Source organism: Actinomadura violacea (assembly GCF_017573465.1).
Lineage (GTDB): Bacteria > Actinomycetota > Actinomycetes > Streptosporangiales > Streptosporangiaceae > Spirillospora > Spirillospora violacea.
Genome location: NZ_JAGEPF010000013.1, coordinates 252,944 through 271,457 on the forward strand (window position 1 = coordinate 252,944; position 18,514 = coordinate 271,457).

Consider the following 18,514-nt stretch of genomic DNA (forward strand, 5'->3'; position numbering starts at 1 on the left):
GACGCCGGGCCAAGATCGTTGAGTTGAGCGGCGTAAGCATGCCACCGAAGAGCCAGATTTGAAAAGATCCCTGACAATACCGACTTGTTGTGACATGGATCACTGTTGACTGATCGTCGGACAGGGGGTTTATCTGGCGCGTGCGACATGCCAGGTGATCTCCGTTGGCACTGGTCACGGCCGGATCCCCGACCTGGTATGGCTGTTCGCTTCCCGGAAGGATCACTGCATGCTCGCGCGAAGACGCCCCCTGCGTCGTGCCGGCCTCCTGCCCACCGGCCCTTTGCGGACCACTGTTGCGGCCCTCACCGCGGGCGCTCTCACAGCAGCCTGGCTCTCGGCCCCACCCCCGGCACACGCCGCCGCTTTAAGAGTCAAACCGGCAGGTAAAAGGCGGTCCGAGCCGACGCTTGACGAGCTGCGCGACCGGGCGTCCGCACAGGCGAAGAAGACCGGCCGGCCGGTCACGGTGGACGGACTGACCACGGCGACCTCGATCACCATGGCCAACCCCAAGGGCGGCTACACCCTGGTGCAGAACCCCGAGCCCGTCCGGATGCGGCGCACGGGCGCGTGGGTACCGCTGGACGCCACCCTCAAAGCCAATCCGGACAAGTCCCTGTCGCCTGCGACGGTCACCGGTGGGCTGAAGCTGTCGGGCGGCGGGAGCGGACCGCTGGCCACCCTTACCGATCTCGGCCGCAGCCTCTCGATCAGCTGGCCCACACCCTTGCCCGCCCCATCGGTGTCGGGAGCGACAGCGACGTACGCCGACGTGCTACCCGATGTCGACCTGCTGGTGACGGCGACCAAACAGGGCGGATTCAGCGATGTGCTGGTGGTCAAGTCCCGCAAAGCCGCCCAAGACCCCCGGCTGTCATCCCTGCAGTTGAGCACGGTGACCACAAGTGGACTCACCCTGACCACCACCTCATCAGGCGGGCTGGTCGCCCGAGCCGGCCACGAGGACCCGTCCTTCACCGCACCGCCGCCGACCATGTGGGACTCGGCCACCTCGGCACCGCCGCCCACCACATCGGCCGGGCACGGCACGCCGCCGCCCGCGACGCGGTCAACCCCCTTCGACCCCGGAACCCGGGCTCACTTCGCACGAATGCGCACCGCGGTCAGCCCCGCCACCGCCGCCCCCAAGACCGGCACCCGCCACAACGCACTGACCATCACCCCAGACCACGACCTGCTGACCTCGGACTCGACGGTGTTCCCGGTGTACATCGATCCGAGCGTGGGCCCCAAGCCCCGGTACTTCATCTCGGTCACCAACAACGGATGGGATCCGCGCACCGACCGCCTGCAGGTCGGCTACTGCGGCTGGGCGAGCTGCGGATCGCCGTTCGTCGGCCGCTCCTTTGTCCGCGCCACCATCAGCCCGCAACTCAAGGGCGCGACGATCACCTCATCAACGATGCAGTTCCCCTTCGCAGCCAACACCGCATCCGGCTGCACCAGCGCGCAGGTCACCCGGCTGTGGTGGTCGGACTACATCTCCGGCTCCACCCGCTGGCCAGGCCCGGGACTCAACAGCTGGGGCTCCAACGGCTACATCGACGCCGCCAGCAGCCACTGGGGCGCCGACTGCACCGCCAGCCAGAAAGCGGCCGGCGCCGAGTTCGACCTGACCTCGTTCATGAAATCCGAGGCCACCGGCGGAAAGCACGCCACACTCAGCTTCGCGCTGCGCGCCTCCAGCGAGAGCGACACCGAGGGCTGGCGGCAGTACGACTCCGACTACACCATGAGCACCACCTATGACCACGCGCCCGCACTGCCCGGCCACGCCAACACCTCGCCAGGCGGAGCGTGCACGACCAACGCGGCCGCCTCGGTCATCGGCAACGACGACGTCACCTTCCAGGTCACCCCGACCGACCCCGACAACGACCACCTGACCACTCAGTTCGTCCTCAAGGACTCGGCCGGCACCACCGTGCTGGACACCAACACCGGCACTCTGCACTCCCCCTACACCGCATCCGGAGACGTCGCCCGGATCAAGGTCACCCGAGCCCAGCTCACCGCCTGGGAGAACGCCGCGGGCGGCAAGACCTTCACCTGGTACACCCGCACCCACGACACCTTCTCCCCCGCCGAGTACTCCCCGACCACCGGTCTGGGCTCCAGCGGAAGCCCGTGCGCGTTCACCTTCGACCCCACCGCGCCCCAGCAGCCCGACGTCCAGGTCCCCGACGACGACGTGACCTTCGGGCAACCGGCCACCTTCACCTTCGCCGCCTGCACCACCGTCCTGGACACACCGTCGCAGCCATGCGACAACACCACCAACCCGGTGCGCTACAGCTACCAGCTCAACGGAGGCCCCTCCACCCGCATCATGGTGACCGGCGCCTCCCAGACCGTCCAGATCACCTCCTCGCACGTCGGAGTCAACACCCTCACTCTCACCACCTTCTCCGCCGCGGGAAACCCGAGTAAGGCCGATACCGAGACCTTCACTGTCTTCCCACCCTCGGCCCCCTACCTCGACGCCGACTTCGACGGCGACGGCAACCCCGACGTCCTCACCGTCGGCACCACCGCCAGCAAGAACCCGGGCCTATGGCTATCCCTGGGCGACGGCGCCGGCGCGGTCGGACCGCCCACCGACATCGGTGCCCTTGGCCTGGGCATCAACAGCAGCCCATCCCCAGCCGAATGGACCGGAACTCAGGTCCTGCACGGCGACTTCACCGGCAACAACGTGCAAGACGTCATCGCCTACCATCCGATCGGCGCACCGTATCCAGCAACAGGTCAACTGCTCTACGGCAATGGGAACGCGTTGCCTCTCAACCCCACCACCTCCGGCGCAGGCCACGAAAGTCTTGTGGTCGAACTGATGGGTGACCTCGACATCAACGACGCCGCCAACAACTACAACGGTGACTACCCCACACAACTCACCGCGGCCGGGGACGCTGACCTGTCAGGCAGTCCCGTCGATGAACTGATCGGCGTCGCCGGAGACCCTGACCACGGCTACGAACTCAACCTCTACACCGGGTCCGTCATCGACGGTTACAGCCCCACTCACCTGGCAACCAGTCAACAGACGCCAGAGCCAGGCGTCACATGGGACAAATACGCTCTCACCACTGCCCAAGTCAACGGTCAAACCGTCCTGTTTGCCCTGGACACCAGCAACGGGAAACTTCTCGAGTCCACCAACCCCGATAAGGATCCCCAGAAAATAGTCGGCAGCTCCACAAGCACATGGACCACCATCACGGGCCCATCGACGACGTGGGCCACAGGCAGTTCACTGGTATCCGCCGATGTCCGTCCAGGAGCATCACCGACGGTAGAGCTATGGATGCGCAATGGCCTGACGCTCACTCCCTACACACTCACTGGGACAACCCTCACCGCTGGTACGCCCACCACCCTGATCGCTCCGGCACACTCCTGGCCGCTGACCGATGGCACCGCAGCCACCACCGCGGTCGATGCTTCAGCCGACTCCCCCGCCACCTTCAGTCCAACGGGCATAAACTGGACCACCGACGGCAATGACACCGTGCACCCGGTGGCACCGACCTTTGACGGCAAGTCGGGCTACCTCCGGCTGCCCGACAACCTCATCAAGGGCGTCGGGATCCTCACCATGAGCCTGAGGTTCCAAGCCACGCCCGGCACCAGCGGAATCATCCTCAGCAGCGGTAACGACACCCCGGACAAGGCCAACAACGCGGCAATGCCGATCATGTATATCGGCACCGACGGGCATCTGTACGTCCAATTCTGGAACGGCGTCGTCCGGCCGATCATCTCGCCGCAACCGGTCAACGACGGCCAATGGCACACCGTCACCCTCGAAGGCAACACCACCACCCAGAGCGTCTACATCGACAACAACATCCGCGTCGGCATGGCTGGCTCCCCCCAGATCAACAACCTCGACCCCCAGGTTTACGTCGGCGCCGGCGTGTTCCCCATCAACACCACCACCAAAGCCTTCATGAACACCCCCGGAGACGCCACCAAGACCCGGCCGAGCTACTTCTCCGGGCGCATCGCCGACGTCGCCTTCTACTCCCAGAACCTCGCCACCAACCACCTCGGAACACTCAATATCCCTAGCAAGATGACGGGATCGATCACCTCCACCATCAAGGGCGCCAACGGCAACCTCTGCGTGGACGACCCCAACAACCAGCAGACCGCAGGCGACCACGTGCAGATCTACACCTGCAACAACACCAAGGCACAACAGTGGTCGATTAACACCGACGGCACCATCACCTCCGCAGGGGGCCTGTGTCTCGCTGTCAGTGGCGCCCACACCGACAACGACACCCCCGTCATCTTGTGGACCTGCAATAACGGCCCGGAACAGCAGTGGCATCTCGACTCCGTCGGGGAGATCTGGAACCCCAACGCCAAACGCTGCCTCGACGACCCCGGCGGCAGCACAACCCTCAAAACCCAACTTCAGATTTATGACTGCAACTACAGAGACACCCAGAACTGGATGGCCCCCTGACCTACTCGGGTCGTCGATGATCTAAGAGCAAGAGCGGGCCGGCGCCACAAGACGGCGCCGGCCCGCACCACGTCCGCAGGCGCCATTCCGCTTACAACCGGGAAACGGAAAGCACTTCGCATGCCCTACAAGTCACATCCGTTCGTTGGCGGACTGGCACTGCTGGCCATCACGATCGCCGCACTCGGCGACTCCGGCACACCCGCCGCCCACGCCCAAACGCCGAGTAACCCCACCACTGCCCTAGTCGTCCATCCTGAGATCACCACAGCAAAAGCTCACAGCGGCGACACCCTGCGGGGAACCATCTGGGCGGCAGCCACTGGCCCCACCGCACACAACGCCAAACTCACCATCGCTACCAGCCTCCATGGCACCGCAGTCCACCCAACCTGCACACTGATCAAAACAAATCACTGTTCCCTCGGTGACCTCGGAACGGCCGGCATCACCATCCCCTTCGCCCTCACCACCCCGGTAGCAAACAAGAAGCTGAGCATTACGCTCACCGTCACGCTCACAGCTGACGACGTCCCCCAAAGGCAACAGGTCGAAAAACTCAGCCTAGCTCCGCCAGCTAAAGCAGCACCCCACCCCAAGACATCCACCAGCCCACGCCCGGCTCCAACTCACCCAACCCCGACAGCGACACCGGCGCGCCCCTCGGCAATCACCGCCAAGCCGCCCACACCAGACGTTCCTAGCCGGCCGTCAAGTCCATCAGCTACACCGAGCCCAAGCATCGCGCTGCCAGAGATCGCCCCCAGCACGCCCGAGCCAACCCCGCCGTCAGCGGAACCGACCTTGTCTCCGTTCTCCCGCACCGCCCTGATCGCCGCACCCCACTCACACTCATCAACGATCCCCCTGGGACGCAGCACCTGGCTGATTCTCTTGCTGGTCATCCTGGTGGCAGCCGCCGCCCTCCCCAAACGTCGCTCCAAAACAGCCGGCTTGTCCGCCACGGCCACTACCGGCACGGCCTCGACCACCGCCCCGGCAGCGACCACCCACAGGCCTCAACGGTTCCACCGCCGTGGGCAAGTCCAGCAAGCCCTGACCATTCCACGCCACCGCCCCCGCAGGCTCTTCCCACCCCGCACTCGCCGACCCCGCTCATCGCCTGGCAAGCCCCCACGTGCGCCCTAACCGCACTCGCAAGACTCGCCGGTCAACCAGGCGCCCTGCTCGAGCGGGCGGGGCTACGAACATCTCTCACACGACAACCGGCGACTGCGCCGACTGGTCTCCATCGCCACACCGGCTGAGCTGGCCGGGCCCCGGACGGGCACCTGGCAGAGCGACCTGCGGCGCGTCCGGAAGGCGCAGCGAGGTGGTCGTAGTGAGTGAGCGCGAGTGCCGTCGGCAGTCTGGGCGGCCGCACCCGTCAGACATCTCGCACCTCCGCCCTGCACGGGTATTTCGACTAAGCGTGTTCGGCCGAAATACCCGTGCGAGGGGCCTTTACGGCATGGGTGCGGGGCCCGGGCCCTGTTATCCGGCGGTGCCGCCACCCGCAGCCGGACCACCGCGGTCACCGTGCCCGGCCGTCTAGCGGACCGCCTCCTGGACCTGTGATGGCCGAGTGGGTTGGGGGTGGCGTCGGGTGCGGCGCGGGCGGTGGCTACCGAGGACGATGGCAGCGGCGTCTTCGGCTGATTGGCGGGCGAGTTGCGGTAGGACGCTGGTGTAGATGTCGGCGGCGATCGTCAGGGACGACAGTCGCAGGGTCTGTTGGACGACTTTCATGTCGTATCCGGCGGCGAGGAGGAACGTTGCGGCGCCGTGCCGTAGATCGTGCAGGCGTATCGGCGGCAGCCCGGCTTCCATGGAGAGTTGTTCGAACTGGTCGGAGACGTCGTTGGGCTCGACAGGGGTGCCGGTGGGGGTGGCGAAGACGTACCCGGTCTGTGTCCAGGTGTCGCCGGCGGTGAGGCGTTCGGTGTTCTGGCGTGCCTTGTGGGCGCGGAGTTCTTGGACGGTGGTGGTGTCGAGGTTGATGGTGGCCTCTCCGGCGTCGGTTTTGGGTTTGCCTTCGAAGGTCTGGGTGCCGTTCTGGGTGATCTGCCACCGGATGGTCATGGTGCCGTTGTCCAGGTCGAGGTCGGCCCAGCGCAGCCCGCAGGATTCGCCGCGCCGCAGCCCGCGGAACGCGATGAGGTGGAACTGGGCGTAGAGCCGGTGTCCGCGGGCGCGTTCGAGGAACCGGCGGGTGAGGGCGGGTGTCCACACCATGACCGGTGAAGGGCGTGGGGTGCTGATGTAGGCGGTGAGGCGGCTGACGTTGGTCCCGATCCGCTTGTGTGGTTCGAGCCGGGCTTGGCGTCGGCGGCGGGCGTTGGTGGTGGCGGTGTGGGTTGCGAAGTCGGCGCGCCATTGGGTGATGCGTTCATCGGTCCACACCAGGGCTTTGGGTGCTTTCCCGGACGGGAGTTCGACCAGGGCGGCGATGTTGATGTCGATGAGGCGTTCGCGGACCGCTTTGCTGAGGGCCGATCGCAGGGTCGCGCGGATGCGTTGTTTGGTGGCCGCGCTGACCATGCGCTGGCCTTTGACCTTGGCGCGCAGGTGGAGGTCGACGGTTTCGCGGGCGCGGGCGATCAGCTGGTTGCGTTCGTCGATGGCGTCGAAGAGCCGGTCGATGTCGCGGACCCGGAGCCGTTCCAGTGGGATGTGGCCCAGGTGGGGTTTGAGGTAGAGGCGGATGTGGTCGGCGTAGGAGCGGCGGGTGCCGTCGCGGAGCGCTTTGCGTCCGGCCAGCCATGCGTCGAGGTACTCGCCGACGGTCACCGACCGGTTCAGCTCCTGGCCGGTGCGGATCTTGCGGCGCACCTGCTCGGGATCGGGCAGTTCCTTGACTGTTCGGACCGTGGCGACGATCAGGTCGGCGATCTGGACGCGGGCGGTCTTGTCGTCCCCGGCGATGGCCAGCAGTTCTCGTGCTTGCCGTAGTTCGTCGGCGGCCTGGTCCTGGGAGGAGAACCCGCCGCGCCGCAGCGGCGCCCGCCGCGTCCCGGCGGCGGTGGGCGGGAGTTCCAGCTGGTAGCGCCAGGTGCCGTGGGTGCTGCTCCAGCGGCCGTCGCCGCGCCGCAGCTTCGGGCAGTTCTTGCCGAGCAGCTTGCCGTCTTGCCCGCGGCATCCGCAGCTCTTGAGGGTGCTTCCTTGAGCGACCATTCAGACGTTCTCCTGTGGTGCGGGCTGCCCGCCCGGCCCCGGCCGGTCCACGCACGCGCATTCGCGGCCGCGAACAGAGCCCGGTTTGAGGCCGGAGTTGAGGCCCTGGTTGAGGCCGAGGGCGGTGATCAGGTCGGCGGTGGCCACCCGGTAGTTGCGGCCGACCCGCAGGACCCGGCAGGGGAAGTCGCCGGTGCGGGCGAGTTGGTAGGCCTTGGTGCGTCCGACCCCGAACACGCGCCCCGCGGTGACCAGATCGATCGTGGCGGGCAGCGAACGGATCTCCGCTTCGGTCAGCCCTTTCACCGCCCGCCCCCAGCGGCCCATGCCGCGGCGCGGCGTGCCTGCCGCCCCACGGGGCCAGGGGTGATGCGGTCACGGGTGTCCTCCAGCGGATCGGTGGCGCCCCGGCGGGATCGGCGCGGCGCATCCTGCGGACCGCCGCGCCGGTGGAATCCGGAGCGCCGGTATGCACGCTCGTCTCCGCGTCGCCGGTCAAGCCCCCGCCGCCCGGGCTCCGGTGGCCAGGGCCGGTTGAGGGCCTGCACGCTCGTGACCGGCGGCGTGATGACCTGTGGTGCGCCCGCGGGTGAGGTCAGATGCCAGACGTCGCCGCACCGGTAGGCGTGCAGCCGGGCACCGGGTGCGGCAACCCGGGCGGCGCGCCGGGCGTCGCGGCGGGTGGCGTAGCGCGCCCGGCCGCAACGACCGCACAAGCCGCACTGCAGGATGAGCAGCATCTCCCGAACCCGGCTGCGTCCGGTGCTCTGCTTTGGCCCGCGCCCGGTCATCGGCTGGTCTCCGTTCTGGGGTTCTGGAAGACCAGGAGGTCTTCGTGTGCTGAGGCGCAGGCGGGGATGCCGCGTTCGCGGGCCCGGCGGGTTTCCAGCATCTGGAAGAACGAGCCGCGATTGACCAAGGCACCGTCACGGAGACCGGCCAGCAGCGCGGCATACCGGCCGGCCAGTGCCAGGCCGTGCCGCTGGGCGGTGTCGATGACCAGACCCGGCAGATCGAGCAGTTCACCCTTGACACGAATCGGGCGGACGGTGACGGCGATGACTCCTCCCGGCCGCAGCAGCGCAGCACTGCCGGCTAGGATGTGCCCGAACCCGTCCAACAGGCCATGCAGGGGTTGGTGGGCGAGGTTGCCGCGGTCGGTGGAGTAGCGATGGTGGCGTTTGAGGACTTTGCCGCCGCCGTTGTCGCGGCTCGAACGGATATGCCCGTGGGTGTGGGACCCGTACGGCGGTGAGGTGAGTACGAGCGCCGCCTTGCCGCGGAGGTTCCGGTAGATGGTGGCGATGTTGCGAGCGTCACCGCAGGCCACCTGGGGTGTGCCGATGGCGCCGCGGGCATGGGCATGGCGCAGGTTGTTCACGGTGAGGTGGACGAAGTCGGGTTCGTACTCCATGCCGGCGGCGTCGCGACCGAGGTGGATCGCTTCGACCAGAGTGGTGCCGATCCCGCACATCGGGTCGATGACCAGGTCGCCAGGCCGGGTGAAGGCGTCGATGACGGTGGAGGCGATGGCGGGCAGCATCTTGCCCGGATGCCGCATCGACTCGGGCGTGTAGCGGCCGCGGCGCTGCAGCCGGGACGGGCGCTGCCCGGTCACCAGCACCGAGGTCAGAAACTCACGGCGGGAGAGGGCTTCGTGGTTCATCGAGCCCTCCCGCCGGACGGACTGCCGGGGCCAGGCGGACTCGCGGATTCTTGGGGTTTGGTGAACAGCGACACGGTGGCGTGGACTCCGACGGTCGGCGGCAGGGCGCTGGAGCGGTAGTCGCGGAGTTGGGCGAGGTCGGTGGGACTGGCCTGCACGACCAGCTCGTCGCCTTCGATCGGGACGCGCAGCGCGATGACGTGCTGGGCGTACCGGAATCCCAGGCCTTGGGCGTGCCGGATGATGCGCGGTGCCGGATCGATCAGCCGCCCGGCCTGCTGGCGGGCGGTCGTGGTGACCGCCAGGACGCCGCCGGGAGCCAGCACCCGCCACGCCGCGGCCAAGAACAGGCCGAGTTGTTCGCTGGAGAGCATCCACAGGTCCGCTCGACACGCCGGACAGCCCGTTGCCGGAATCCGCCTCGGACTGCGGCCGCCCGTCTCGTACGGCGGCGGGGCACCGATGACCAGCGAAATCTGGCCGAGGTGATCCGCCAGGCCTTTGGCCATCTGATCGGGGCGGACCGGACGCATCTGCACCCGCGTCAGCTGCTGCTGGTCCAGGTTGGCGCGGAGTCGGGTGCCGATGTGCTGGGCGAGCGGGAAGTGCGGGACCAGCGCGATGCCACGCCGGTCGAGTTCGGCTGCCGCCACCAGCGTGGCCTCGCTGGTGGTGAAGCCCTCGGCGACCAGGTCGCCTTCGCGGGTGCAGGTGCTGATCAGGTGCCGAGCCAACTCGCGGCCGATGCGCTGGCGGTGCCGGACGCAGATCGCGGCGCCGGGCTTCGCTCCGGTCGGGCGGGCGCTCGGTCCAGGGAGCGGTTCCTCACTGTGAGGGTCCGAGCACAGCCAGACGGTCAGCGGGACCATCCGACGGCGGTCGGCTGAGTTGTTGGCGCTGGTGGATGAGTGGTTCGGGTTGGACGGTATGTGGTTCATGTGCTGGGTGACCCGAGACGGGCACCCGATCCCCGTGCACCGATAAAGCACCGTCGAGCGGCCTCGTTTTCACGATCAACCGGGTCATGATCCCGTCAAGGACGGGCGACCAGCCCATGACCCGGCGTTGTCGTCCAACCAGGCATTGAAGGAGTCGGAAACCCCTGCCGGCTCGGGGCTCGGCAGGTCCCCTCATGCGGGAAAACGCCCTTCAGGCGAGCCAAGCCTTGATCAAGGATGGCGGCTGAACTGTGAATTCGGGCCTGCTCGACGGTGCTTCATCGGTGCCAGTCGAGATCACCGGTAAACGGTGCGGGCCTCGGGCGGACGGTCAGAAGCCCGGTCCCCGCCGCAATCATCCGTCTCGAATGTCTCCTCAAGGAGGACACCCGCAGCCCGAGGGCCGCACCGTTCCCCGCTGATCACACGGCTGGCAGCCAACTCCGTCCATCGACGTTCCGGAGGCGCTGCCATGCGCACCTGCAACTCCTTCCATCGGGCCATCCACCGACTCGGCTCCAGCCGGGCCGGCGGGAACCTCGGTGATAGCCAAACCGACGCCGGGCTGGCCGGCGCCAACTCGTCCGCGACCAACTGCAGTTCTTCCTGCTCTGGCCCGTCGCACTCTCGACCCTCTCGTCCTCAGCCCTCTCGACGACAGCTCGTGGCCGCGTCGCTGGCGTGGACGGCCGGGTGCGCGGTGACCGCCGTCCTGGTGCCTGGCGTCGCAGCCGCCAGCACCCATGTCGTCGCGGCCACCTCGCTGGACGAAGTGATCAACAACCTGCGCAACGTGATCGTGGGCTTGCTGGTCGGGCTGGCAACGCTGTTCGCGACCATCGGCGGGGTCCGCTACATGCTGGCCGGCGGCGACCCCGGCGAGGTCGAGGCGGCCAAGAAGACGCTGCGGTACGCCGCGATCGGGTATTCGGTCGCGGTGCTGGCGCCGTTGCTGGTCAAGATGCTGCAGGGCATTGTCGGCGCGCCCTCGTGATTCCCATCGCGAACTCGCCCATCCGCCCGCGCAGACTCATGTCGACCATGGTGGCAGCGCTGCTGGTAGTGCTGATAGCGGGTGGAGTCCTGTGCGCGGGGGCCGAGCCGGTCCTGGGCGCCGCCGATCCGGCTCCACGGCCGACGACGAACCCGTCACCCGAGGCACCCGTCGAACTGCCTACCCAGCCGCCGGCACCCCCGCCCGCCGCTACGCCGTCGCCTCGGTCGGCGACGCCGTCCTCGCCTTCTGGCGGGGCTCATCCTGCGGGTCCGACGCCTTCGCCGAAACCGGGGCCTTCACCGGCACCGGCGACTCCGGGCGGACAGAGCCCGGCCAATGGCAGCGGGGACGGCGGCGGAACCGGTGGCGGGGGCGGGTCGGGATGCGGGTTCATGGACATGGCGTGCATGGCCGAGCAGGCGGTGAACGGCTGGTTCGCCGACCTCGTCACCAACGCGGCCAAGCCGATCTTTCATCTGCTGTCGCAGACCGTGCTGGGCACCCCGCCCACCGACTCGGCGGACATGGCCCGTGCCAGGGACCTGTGGAGCGTGTCGCAGACCATCGCCAACACCTGCTACGTGCTGATCATCACCGCCGGTGGGGTGCTGCTGATGGCCGGGCACTCGCTACCCGGTAGCGAGTTGACGCCCGGGCAGTTGGCAGCGCGGCTGGTGGCGGCGTTCGCAGCCTCCAACCTCAGCCTCCTGCTCATCGGCTACGGCATCACCTTCGCCAACGGCCTGTCCGGCGCGTTCCTCAATGCCGGCGCCGAAGCGATGGACCCCAGCCGGGTCGCCAAGGCGATCGACGCCTACCTCCTGGCGAGTCTGGTCCCCAATCAGCCGTTCACGATCTTCATCGGGCTGGGCGTGGTGGTCCTCGCGCTGTGCGTGGCGTTCATCTACATCATCCGGGTCGCGTTGACCATGGTGCTGATCGCCGCAGCGCCGGTGGCGTTGATGTTCCATGCCCTGCCGATCACCGATGGACTGGCCAGGCTGTGGTGGCGCAGCATCACCGGCGTGCTGGCGATCGGGGTGTGCCAGGCCCTGATCCTGGCGACAGCGTTCCGGCTGCTGTTCGCCGGCGCCAAGCACTCCGGCGGCGATTCCGGTGGCCACTTTCCTGGGATCGCCTCGGGCACCGGGATCGATCTGCTGCTGGCGCTGTGTCTGCTGTGGCTCATGGTCCGCGTCCCGTCCTGGGTCGCCCGCACCATCTGGCGCGCCGCCCAACCCAGTGCCCTGACGGGGCTGGTCAAGAGCCTCATCCTCTACCGCAGTCTGGGGGCGCTGACACGACGCCGCGTCCCCACTGCCAAGTTCTGGCACCCGTCTCCGCCGCCTCCACCGCCGCCACCACCTCCGCCTCCGCCGCCTCCGCGGCTTTTCCGCCCGCAGTTGGCATTGCCTGCCCGGTCCCGCCTGGCTCTGACGACTGGCGCCTCGCGTCCATCTCTGGAACTGCCAGGTCCGCCCGATTCGCCGCCTGCACTCCCTACTGGAGTGATCCCAATGCCACCTGGAGCGATCCCGATGCCGCCAGGCCAACCGTTCGGCCCCGAGCCCGACAGCGATGGGCCCGGCCGCCGCCACCCGATGCAGATGACGTTGCCGATCCCCGCCACCAGCAGGCCCGGCACGCGTCGGCCGACGCAACTGGCGTTGCCGATCCCTGTCACGCGCGTGCCCCGGTCGCCGTCCTCCGGCGGTGCGGCGGCAGGGGGCGAACGGGCGCGGGTGCGGTCACGGCAGCTGATGCTGCCCGGCATGCCCAAACGGCCTACCCCACGCCGCCAACTGCCCCTGTGGACCGACCCTCCCAAGGCCAGGAGGCGCCGATGAGCACCCGCCATCAGCAGCACATCGAGGCACCGATGAGCGTGAAGATCCCCGCCGACGTCGACCAGCCCGACAAGATCCTCTACGGCCTCACCACACGGCAGTTGGGCATCCTGGCCGGCACCGCCGCGACCGGCATGTGGGTCTTCCTCACCTTCAGCCCGCTGGTGCCGTTTCCGGCGCTGGTCGCGGTGCTGGTGCCGGTCACGGCAATCGGGATCGTGCTGGCGGTCGCCCGCCATAACGGCATGAACCTCGACCGCTACGTCCTGGCCGCCCTCCGCCACTGGCGCACCACTAAGGAGCGCGTCACCACTGCCGGTACGCCGGTGCAGCCGCCGCCCGCCTGGTGCCGGATGCGCGGGGAGCTGCCCGCGCCGTTGCGGCTGCCCGTCCGTGCCATCCGGCAAGACGGGGCGCTGGAGGTGGCCGAGGGCGGAGTCGCCGTCATCATCCGTACCGGCACCCTCGCCTTCGGCTTGCGCACTTCAGGCGAGCAGGCCGGGCTGGTGGCGGTGTTCGGCCGCTGGCTCAACTCCCTCGACGCACCCGCTCAGATCTTGGTCCAGGCGCGCCCAGTCGACTTGACCGGACTCGCCGAGCACATCAGCCGGCACGCCCCCGCACTACCGGACCCGGAACTGGAACGCGCCGCCGGCGAGCACGCCGCGTTCCTCACCGACCTCGGCGCCGAACATGAACTGCTCATCCGGCAAGTCCTCATCGTCATCACTGGCCACACCTCCGGCGCCTCCCGCGCCGCCACACCGGCTCTCCCCTGGCGGCACACCGGGCGCCACCGGGTGGGGCGTGACGCGGCCGCGGCAGTCGCGATGCGCCGCGCGGAAGAAGCCGTGCAGTCGCTGACCGCTCTCGGCGTCCCGGCCGAGGCCCTGGACGCCAAAAGCGCCACCGCCGCTCTGGGCGAAGCCCTGTCCCCAAGTGAGCCCCATCTTGTGGACAACTCGCTTCTAAACGACGTGATCATTCACCAGCAGGAGGCCTTCTGATGCGCTCTTCAATCGGTGCGGTCACGCGCATGTTCGGTCTCACCACCCGACCCGAACCACCAGGCTATGACTTCGCGGCGGATGGTCATGAAGACGAGCTGGGGCTAGGTCCGTCGGCGCTGCGCGTCAGCGCCCGGACGCTGGAACTGCCCGGCGGGATGTGCTCCTCGTTCGCCGTGACCGGATATCCCCGGGTGGTCGGGGCGGGGTGGCTCGAACCGCTGCTTACCTTCCCCGGTCGCCTCGACGTGTCTCTGCACATCGCCCCGATCCCGCCACTGATCGCAGCGCAGCGGCTACGCCGCCAACTCGCCCGCCTGGAGTCGGCGTCACGCTCCGATGCGCAGAGGGGGCGGCTGGCCGACTTCGCCGCCGAAGCCGCAGCCGACGATGCCGCCGAACTCGCCGCATCCCTGGCCCGCGGCCACGGCCGCCTCTTCCGCGTCGGGCTTTACCTCACCGTCCACGCCCCCGACGCGAGCACGCTGGAAGGAGACGTACAGCGGGTGCGGGCGCTGGCCGCGTCGCTGCTGCTGGACGCCCAGCCCACCACCTTCCGCGCGCTGCAAGGCTGGACCACGACTTTGCCGCTGGCCTGCGACAGCATCGGGACACGGCGGGTGTTCGACACCGCAGCCCTCGCCGCCTCGTTCCCCTTCACCTCGCCGGACCTGCAGCCGGTGCTGGGTGACACGCCGGTGCTGTACGGGCTGAACGCCTACTCCTCCGGAGTGGTGGTGTGGGACCGGTTCGCCCAGGACAACTACAACTCCGTCACCCTCGCCCGCTCCGGTGCCGGCAAGTCCTACTTCACCAAGCTCGAGACCCTCCGGCTGCTCTACCAAGACGTCCACGTCGCCGTCATCGACCCCGAAGACGAATACCAGCGGCTGTGCGACCACGTCGCCGGCACCCACATCGCCCTCGGCGCGCCCGGTGTCTGCTTCAACCCCTTCGACCTTCCCGAGAGCCAAGGCGAGGACACCCTCATCCGGCGGGCCTTGTTCCTGCAGACCCTGATCGGGACGATGCTCGGCGAACCGCTGACGCCGGCGGCGCGAGCGGTGCTGGACCGCGCCGTCCTGGCTACCTACCGGGCGCGCGGAATCGGGTCCGACCCACGCACCTGGGCGCGTCCCGCACCCGTCCTGGCCGACCTCACGAAGCAACTCGACGCGGTCGCGGAGACAGACGCTCCGGAGGCGAGCACAGCGGCTGATCTGTCGGCACGGCTTGCGCCGTTCACCTCCGGCTCCTATCGGAGCCTGTTCGCCGGGCCGACCACCACTCGCCCCACCGGACACCTGGTGGTGTTCTCGCTGCGGGACCTGCCCGACGAGGTCCGCACCGTCGGGATGCTCCTGGCCCTGGACGCGATCTGGCGGACCGTCGCCAACCCCGACGACCGGCGCCGCCGTCTGGTGGTGGTCGACGAAGCCTGGACGCTCATGCGCGAGGACGAGGGCGCCCGGTTCCTGTACCGGCTCGCCAAGTCCGCCCGCAAGCACTGGGCCGGGCTCGCCGTGGTCACCCAGGACGCCGGCGACCTGCTGTCCACCGACCTGGGGCGCTCGGTGATCGCCAACTCAGCAACCCAGATACTGCTCCGCCAAGCACCCCAGGCCATCGACCACATCGTCGATGCCTTCGACCTCACCGACGGGGAGAAGACCTTCCTGCTCGCGGCCGACCGCGGTCAAGGACTCCTGTGCGGGACCGGCACCGGGTCGGACAGGGCGGCCTTCAGCGCCATTGCCAGCCCGCACGAGCACGAACTCGTCACCACCGACCCCGCCGAACTCGCCACCCGCGCAGGCACCGAAGGCCACGACGTCGACAAGGAGCACGATCCGCGATGAACCAGATGATCTACAGCGGTGCCACCACCGAGCTGGACGGCCTGCCCGGACTCATCTTCGAGCTTGCGCATGTACCGCACCGATTCAGCGACCTGGCCGGCGGATACGGGCCGGTCATCGCGCTGGGCGCCGTCGGCGCCGCCACCGCCTGGGCGACCTTCCGCTGGGTGCTGTGGGACTGGCGCAACGGCAGACTCAAGCCCGGAGACCGGCTGATCGAGGTCGCGATACCTCCGAAGGTCGAGCCGGCCAGCGCTGCCGCCTGGTGGTCCCGCCTCATCGGCCTCACCCACCCCCGCTGGAAGCGTCTGGTCTTCGGCCAACCCCACCTGGCCTTCGAATACCGCGCCGACCACAATGGCGTCCGCTTCCACATCTGGGTTCCTGCAACTGTCCCGCCCGGGATAGTCGAGAAGGCCGTGCGAGCGTCCTGGCCAGGTGCAACCCTCACCACCCAGCCCGCCACACCACCACTGCCACTCGACCAGGAGCACCGAGCTGCGGGTGGACGGCTGGTGCCGGCTCGGCCCGAGCATTTCCCGCTCGCCACCGATCACGACGCCGACCCGCTACGCGGCCTGCTCGGCACGGCCTCTGGACTGGCCGAAGGCGAGCACCTCGCCGTGCAGATCCTTGCCCGCCCCGCCACCGGCCGCCGCCTCGGTAACGCACACCGCGCCGCGTCCGCGCTCCGTGGCGCCCGCTCCACCGCACCCCAACACCACCTGTTCGACCTGGCCACCCCAGGCATGTCCGGACACCACAATCCGAGCGAGCTCACCCGGCAGCACCCAGAACGCGCCGAACAGGTCCGCGCGATCCTAGGCAAAGCCGCCCAGCCGCGCTTCGAGGTCCAGATCCGCTACGGGGTCGCCAGCCGCCACCCGGACCAGATCGAGAACGGGTGGCTGCGCGCGCATGCGCATGAGACCGCCTCGACGTTCGCGCTGTTCACCTCCGGCCACCAGCACCTGCGCCGCCGCCGACTCCGCCGCCCAGCCCAACGGCTCGCCGAACGGCAACTGCACCGCGGCTACCTGCTCTCGGTGGCCGAACTCGCGGCGATCGCGCACCTGCCCTACGACCTGGCCGCGCCCGGCGTCACCCGCGCCGGCGCCCGCCCCATCGCGCCCTCGCCCGCCATCCCCGTGTCCGGACCAGGCATCCGGATCCTCGGCGACTCGGAGGCGGGAGCTCCGCGCCCTGTCGGACTCATGGTCGCCGGCGCCCGGCAACACCTGCATGTCCTCGGTCAGACCGGCGTCGGCAAGTCGACCTTCCTGGCCAATCTCATCCTCTCCGACGCCGCCGCCGGACGCGGAGCCCTGGTCATCGACCCCAAAGGCGACCTGATCGCCGACGTCCTGCAACGCCTCCCCGAACGTGCCATCGGCAATACCGTCGTGTTCGACCCCGCCACACCAGGCCGACCACCGTGCCTGAACGTCCTCGCCGGTCACGATGCGGCGTTCGCGGCCGAGTCGATCGTCACCACCTTCCGCCGCTGCTTCACCTCCGCCTGGGGACCCCGCCTGGACGACCTACTCCGCTCCGCCTGCCTCACCCTCACCCGCGTCAACGGCACCCGGGCCGCCCTCGGCGACATCCCCAAACTCCTCATCGACACCGCCTACCGCGCTCGCCTCACCGCACGCCTCACCGACCCGCTCCTGCAAGGCTTCTGGGCCTCCTACGACGAACTCACCCCCGCCGCCCGCGCGTCCATGATCAGCCCGGTCATGAACAAACTCCGCGCCGTCCTGCTACGGCCCTTCGTCCGCGACACCCTGTCGGGGGCCACCTCCACCGTCGACCTCGCCGACACCCTCGCCACCGGCGGACTCATCCTGGCCCGCCTGCCCAAAGGTGTCCTCGGCGAGGACGCCGTCCGCCTGTTCGGCTCGCTGCTGCTGGCCCACACCTGGCAGGCCATCACACCCCGCGCCACGCAGAGCGAGCACGAACGCCCCGACGCCGCCGCCTACATCGACGAGGCCCACAACTTCCTCAACCTGCCCGGCTCGATCAGCGACATCCTCGCCGAAGCCCGCGCCTACCGCTTCAGCCTCACCATCGCCCACCAGCACCTCTCCCAGCTCCCCAAAGACCTCCGCGAAGCCGTCTCCGCCGACGCCCGCAACAAGATCTACTTCGCCACCTCACCCGAAGACGCCAACGACCTCGCCCGCCACACCACACCGCTCCTGGCGCCCCACGACCTGTCCCACCTGGGCGCCTACCAAGCCGCCGCCCGCCTCATGGACGGCAACACCCCCACGCCGCCCTTCACCTTCCGCACCCGACCGCTACCCGCCCCCATCCCCGGACGAGCGACCGCAGTCCGCCATGCATCCCGCGACCACTTCTCACCACAACGCATCACGCGCTCGATCCCCGAGGTCGGTCTCCGAGACCTTGACTCCCCCGCACCGGCGCCGTCCTCGCCGACCGACGCACCCGATGGCTCAGCTGCGTTGACCGCGGATGCCCTACCGCCCAGGCAAGAGGAGGGACGATGACCCGAC

At 68.8% G+C, this 18,514-nt stretch carries 10 protein-coding genes; 6 read left to right on the plus strand and 4 right to left on the minus strand.

The window, feature by feature from the left end:
* Window positions 1-229 precede the first annotated feature (229 nt).
* Window positions 230-4,501 carry a ricin-type beta-trefoil lectin domain protein gene (locus J4709_RS22260; RefSeq protein WP_208243705.1) on the plus strand — a complete coding sequence of 1,424 codons (4,272 nt, stop codon included), beginning with the start codon at window positions 230-232 and terminating at the stop codon, window positions 4,499-4,501.
* A 1,551-nt stretch (window positions 4,502-6,052) separates the two neighbouring features.
* Here the strand turns inward: J4709_RS22260 and J4709_RS22265 are convergent.
* The 4 genes from J4709_RS22265 to J4709_RS22280 form a co-directional block, all read right to left on the minus strand.
* Entirely contained in the window at window positions 6,053-7,675 is a 1,623-nt protein-coding gene (locus J4709_RS22265; protein WP_208243706.1) for a tyrosine-type recombinase/integrase, read from the minus strand.
* Entirely contained in the window at window positions 7,676-7,981 is a 306-nt protein-coding gene (locus tag J4709_RS53490) for a hypothetical protein (protein WP_232383860.1), read from the minus strand.
* 481 nt (window positions 7,982-8,462) lie between these two features.
* The gene (locus tag J4709_RS22275; RefSeq protein WP_208243707.1) at window positions 8,463-9,341 is read right to left on the minus strand and encodes a TRM11 family SAM-dependent methyltransferase; all 879 of its coding nucleotides are present in this window, start codon (window positions 9,339-9,341) and stop codon (window positions 8,463-8,465) included.
* Complete coding sequence (locus J4709_RS22280) at window positions 9,338-10,210, minus strand: hypothetical protein (protein ID WP_208243708.1); 873 nt, start codon at window positions 10,208-10,210, stop codon at window positions 9,338-9,340. Before J4709_RS22280 ends, J4709_RS22275 begins: the two co-directional genes overlap by 4 nt.
* A gap of 733 nt (window positions 10,211-10,943) precedes the next feature.
* On the opposite strand from J4709_RS22280, the gene J4709_RS22285 reads away from it, so the two are divergent.
* From J4709_RS22285 to J4709_RS22305, 5 genes are all read left to right on the plus strand, one after another.
* A complete protein-coding gene (locus J4709_RS22285; RefSeq protein ID WP_307801429.1) occupies window positions 10,944-11,273 on the plus strand; it encodes a pilin in 330 nt (109 codons plus the stop codon).
* A gap of 410 nt (window positions 11,274-11,683) precedes the next feature.
* Window positions 11,684-13,123, plus strand: a complete 1,440-nt coding sequence (locus J4709_RS22290; RefSeq protein WP_208243709.1) for a TrbL/VirB6 family protein — start codon at window positions 11,684-11,686, stop codon at window positions 13,121-13,123.
* Window positions 13,120-14,130 carry a PrgI family protein gene (locus J4709_RS22295; protein WP_208243710.1) on the plus strand — a complete coding sequence of 337 codons (1,011 nt, stop codon included), beginning with the start codon at window positions 13,120-13,122 and terminating at the stop codon, window positions 14,128-14,130. The genes J4709_RS22290 and J4709_RS22295 overlap by 4 nt, the downstream gene beginning before the upstream one ends.
* Window positions 14,130-15,989, plus strand: coding sequence for a VirB4 family type IV secretion system protein (locus tag J4709_RS22300; protein ID WP_232383861.1), 1,860 nt, complete (start codon window positions 14,130-14,132; stop codon window positions 15,987-15,989). The genes J4709_RS22295 and J4709_RS22300 overlap by 1 nt, the downstream gene beginning before the upstream one ends.
* Window positions 15,986-18,508, plus strand: a complete 2,523-nt coding sequence (locus J4709_RS22305) for a DUF8128 domain-containing protein (RefSeq protein ID WP_232383862.1) — start codon at window positions 15,986-15,988, stop codon at window positions 18,506-18,508. Before J4709_RS22300 ends, J4709_RS22305 begins: the two co-directional genes overlap by 4 nt.
* The last annotated feature ends 6 nt before the right edge of the window (window positions 18,509-18,514 follow it).

What these genes read in the sequence shown, in the direction of transcription:
- J4709_RS22260 (WP_208243705.1), top strand. Translation starts at nt 230, where the DNA reads ATGCTCGCGCGAAGACGCCCCCTGCGTCGTGCCGGCCTCCTGCCCACC.
- J4709_RS22265 (WP_208243706.1), bottom strand. Translation starts at nt 7,675, where the DNA reads ATGGTCGCTCAAGGAAGCACCCTCAAGAGCTGCGGATGCCGCGGGCAA.
- J4709_RS22275 (WP_208243707.1), bottom strand. Translation starts at nt 9,341, where the DNA reads ATGAACCACGAAGCCCTCTCCCGCCGTGAGTTTCTGACCTCGGTGCTG.
- J4709_RS22280 (WP_208243708.1), bottom strand. Translation starts at nt 10,210, where the DNA reads ATGGTCCCGCTGACCGTCTGGCTGTGCTCGGACCCTCACAGTGAGGAA.
- J4709_RS22290 (WP_208243709.1), top strand. Translation starts at nt 11,684, where the DNA reads ATGGCCGAGCAGGCGGTGAACGGCTGGTTCGCCGACCTCGTCACCAAC.
- J4709_RS22295 (WP_208243710.1), top strand. Translation starts at nt 13,120, where the DNA reads ATGAGCACCCGCCATCAGCAGCACATCGAGGCACCGATGAGCGTGAAG.
- J4709_RS22300 (WP_232383861.1), top strand. Translation starts at nt 14,130, where the DNA reads ATGCGCTCTTCAATCGGTGCGGTCACGCGCATGTTCGGTCTCACCACC.
- J4709_RS22305 (WP_232383862.1), top strand. Translation starts at nt 15,986, where the DNA reads ATGAACCAGATGATCTACAGCGGTGCCACCACCGAGCTGGACGGCCTG.